General features: G+C 43.0%; 1 protein-coding gene and 3 pseudogenes. 2 read left to right on the top strand and 2 right to left on the bottom strand.

Annotated features, from left to right (window positions below; all coding sequences use genetic code 11):
* Window positions 1-1,158: pseudogene (locus AC3CB2_RS23425) on the bottom strand (hypothetical protein); the annotation flags it as partial.
* A gap of 248 nt (window positions 1,159-1,406) precedes the next feature.
* Window positions 1,407-1,844 (bottom strand): hypothetical protein, encoded by a 438-nt coding sequence (locus AC3CB2_RS23420; protein WP_352936785.1) that lies wholly within the window; start codon window positions 1,842-1,844, stop codon window positions 1,407-1,409.
* Between the two features lie 439 nt (window positions 1,845-2,283).
* On the opposite strand from AC3CB2_RS23420, the pseudogene AC3CB2_RS23415 reads away from it, so the two are divergent.
* A pseudogene (locus AC3CB2_RS23415) lies at window positions 2,284-2,604 on the top strand (recombinase family protein); the annotation flags it as partial.
* A gap of 626 nt (window positions 2,605-3,230) precedes the next feature.
* Window positions 3,231-4,148: pseudogene (locus tag AC3CB2_RS23410) on the top strand (hypothetical protein); the annotation flags it as partial.

The raw sequence follows: 4,148 nt of genomic DNA, 5'->3' as shown, positions 1-4,148 counted from the left end.
ACTTCCGCTTCTGACATGATCATCGTAGCTGCGACCGCCAGTGGAAGAAGAACTACCAGTAGAAGAAGATCTGCCACCGCCTGCATCTGAGTTACCATAACTACTGCTGTGATCATCCGACCGACCGTGACGGTCTCCGCCATCAGATCCACCATAGTTTGGCTCGGGTCTTCCTGATTTCTCGTTATTGTATCCCGAAGAATTGTTGCCAGAGTTATTGGAGTATCCGCCAGAACCTACCCCGTTATAGCCCTCACCAGTATAGCCTCCGCCAAAGTAATCAGATGCTCCACTTGAGGAGGAGTTTTCATGTGCAGTGCTGGAACTCTGATCAGAACCAGAAGAGGCTCCTCTTCCTCCTGCATCAGGGTCTCCATATGAACTCCCGCCATCACCATTGCTACTTCGGTCATCAGGCCAAGAGTTTATTGCCGGTGTATTCCATACAGGGTCTAATGGATCTAGAAAGGTGCCTATTGTGCCTGGTAGATTAGTAGTTATTGCTCCAGCTGTGGGGGAAGGAGGAGAAAGATTGATCGAGGGCCAATGATCATTTTCTGCACTTGGCGATGAAGATGCATCTTCATTTTCAGGGAAATAATAATCTACAATACTAATTTGACCCGTAATTAGATCTAATTGACTCGAGTTAAGCTCTGGCAGAGGGAAGTCACCTTCCTGAACAGGGTAGACTTCATTAAAAGTACCATAACTTATTGGAACAACAGGACCCCACTCAACTTTTAAGCCCAATCCAAAAGTAACCTCTACACCGACGCCTTGAAGCAGATCCGGTGAGAGACCGTTCGAAGTATTGAACTCGTCGGGTAAGGTAACTGTCATCCCTGCAGCCACAAAGTGAAAACCAGCCTGATAGCCTCTTTGAGGCTGAAGTGTCGGTCCTTCAAATGCAATCCCAGCACCGACAGTTACTCCAGCACCTATTCCAAGCCCTCCCGATACTTTTTCCCCATCGACATATGAGGGAGCTACAGAGGTTTCCCACCCATATCCAACTTTGTTCTTAAAATCATTTGCCTTATATATCGAGGCATAGAGTTCTCCGGCAAATTGACCTCCAACACCTTCATTAAAAGAAGTTTTAGGAATTGTTGCACCTGCCTGCCCAATTACACGAAGTTTCCAATCAAGTCCCATTTTAAACTCCAGAAAAATTAAGAGATTCAATAATGTAGTTTGCCGTATAGGCAGTGATGAAGAAGGCCGAAAGAATGACTATTGACAGTATGAAGTGATAAAATGAGAGCTTAAATCCATCTTTAAAATCTCTCCTACTTCTCGGCAATATTATTTTCATTAAGTTGTCAGTCAGTAATTTCAATTGATGTATTGCGAAAGGGAGAAACAATATCATTAGAAGCACAAATACAAACACAGCCATTTATTTATTCCGCCTCAGAAGCACAGTCGAAAAGGTGATTGTTTTCAAAATTCTCGCCAGGTTCACGCTTTGCTTCAAGAGCAAGGTGACGCGCATAACATTCTAGCGGAGGGTATTTGGCATCTGACAATGAGTAGAAAACAAACCGCATTTCCCTTCCAGTACTCATAGTGGCCCAAACACCTTGGCTTACAAGTGGCACATCAGACTTATCAAGACGGTCAAAAACATTATAGAGCTCTTTGGCTCCAGGAGCACTTGGGGCATCACTCCAAGCATTAAAGAAGTAAACTGTAATATCTGCTTCGCTCAGGCTCTTCGGCCTAAAGCTGCTATCTATTTCTGGATTTGCTTCCTCAAGTAGGCCATAAAACGCGTTACTGACAGATGCGCTCATGCCGGAAAAGATGAGTACGCGCTTTCTTCCAGCCTCTTCACTCATCGCCATTGTCCCCATTGAAAGAAAAGCCAAAAACAAAAAGCAAAATCTCCGCAACTGATACTCCACGTAGCTAAATGTTTTAGGTTATGCCTTAATCGATCGACTTAAAATGGATCCGAATAAGCTTTTTATGTGTAGCGAACATAATGAATTTGGGCGTCAAACAAAACTAAAAGTCGCCGTACTCCTGCACTCATCTACAATCTTGAATATATACTTTATACTTATGTATATTCTAGATTGTAAAACTTGAACTAAACTTTGCGATTGCTCTTTGTTGGGAGGCTTCCTGTAAAATCTTGAGATTGCCGTCACACCCAAGTTTTACCCGCCACACAGATAAGTTGGAAATAGAGTTATTTTAACATCTGCTAAGCTAGATCGTCTTGGATGAGATGCAAAGTATGTCAACACTGCGGCGTAGCAACTAGCAAACGCCAAAGTTCGGTTTCTCTATCTAGTTCTGAGTCAGGTTGATCTGACAAGTTCAATAGGTAATTTGACGATGCACATGATCAATGTAGCACCCCAGTTTGAGCGCGACTTTCTGGTAGAACGCACGCAATCGGGTTTTCAGCGAGCAAAGGCTGAGGGAAAATCACTCGGTAGACTTCATCGGTTGTCAGCTCAGGAGAAACAGGAAGCCCTTCAAGATCGGCAGAGCGGTCTGAGCGTCTTTGCAAGTGCCAGAACACACCTCACCAGCTGTCAAGCCATTATGCGATTGAAGAGTAGTAATGAGTTTGAAGAAGAAAAATAAAAATGAATATAATTCACGAAAGAAAGATGTCGTGTTTTCCAAAGACACCACTGAGTTCCTCATTTGCACAAAGTTTCTCTATCGGACTACACCTACGATGCTGAATAGCTTTTGATTTTCTGACGTACCCTTCTGATATATGCTTTGCACAGAAAACGATAATTTTTCGTCTCGAAGTAAGAATGACATAAAAGCTGATATGTAGGCAGCTAAGTTGGGCAGACAGCAATCTACGTAGTTGTGAGATTAGCCGTTTTATAAATAATAATTGCAGTATAGTGAATGCTAATCGAGTAGATGTAAATGATACGAAAAAAAACAAATATAATAACTTTGCTTATTTGCGCATCAGCTCTACCTTCCATAATTATATTGGGTCGTTATATATTTAATTACGCCCCCAAAGTGAGCTACAATCTAACTTATTTACTTATAGCTGCAGTAATCCTCTTATTTCTAAACATAAATATAGCATTGGTATCTTTAATATACATCAGAATTGCTAGATATGATAATATTTTTAGAGAGTCTATTTTAAAAATACCTTGGAGATGGCTTATTTGGTCCGATTTAGAGGATTATTACTTAAAAGAAGCGCGACAAAAAAGTAATTGCGGTAGAAGATAATGAATAAAGTTTTAGAAACGGGTGGTTACTTCCAGTATTATACTGCAGGTGGTTATGCAGGTTATAATATTGAACAACATGCAATAGCTCTTGGGGGAGTACATCAGGTATCAGCAGGGGTTGCTGCATATAGTTCAGCCGGGATGTTAGTCTCACTTGATGGAGAATATGACGTTTCTGGTACTTACAACGTGGGCATGGGAGTTGCTCCGCCAACAGGTACTCCAACGCCAGTGTCAGGTGGTGTTTTTTATAATTTTGTTGATAAAACGATTACGACTCAACTCGGTGGATCTATATTTTCAGATATCGTAGAAGTCGGGGGATACGTTGTCACCGATATGCCGGCCAAGATGGTGAATACATATGTAAATGGCCGAATTAATGTCGCTTTCCTAGATACTTCAGTTCATAAACCTGCATCTGCGCTCGAAGAGCAACTTCTGGCTTCTTATTATGAGAAGAGGACAGACGAGGCACATGGTCAGTTTTCGGCAGATGATGATAGAGATCGCCGTTCTTCAGATCCGTCACCGTCTTTACCAAGCGGAGCACTTTCTCTACAGTCTCCTAATATCGGACTGCCTTCTTCAGGCCCGGTAAATGTCGGCTTGCCTGGAACCTTTGGTACACTTCTTGATCCATTGGATGACTTTTGGAATGGCCCTAAAAATCCATCATGGCCAGACAATAGTGACTCAGTACGTATCCCGTCTCCTAAACCAGCACCGCCTCCTCCGCCGTCTAAACCCTCGCCGACACCAAGCAAAAATGAGAACGAAAAGTCAGAAAGGCCTGAGCCCAGTTATCGTAATGTGCCACGTTCTAAGCCCGAGCCTCCTGAGCCACGTTCGAAGCCTGAGCCACCACAGTCCCATTCCGACCCTAAAGATGTTGGCAGTGTAGACCGAGGTACC

It is taken from the genome of Pseudovibrio sp. SCP20 (assembly GCF_057774105.1).
Note: the sequence above shows the minus strand (reverse complement) of the source record. Positions and strands in the feature narration are given on the sequence as shown.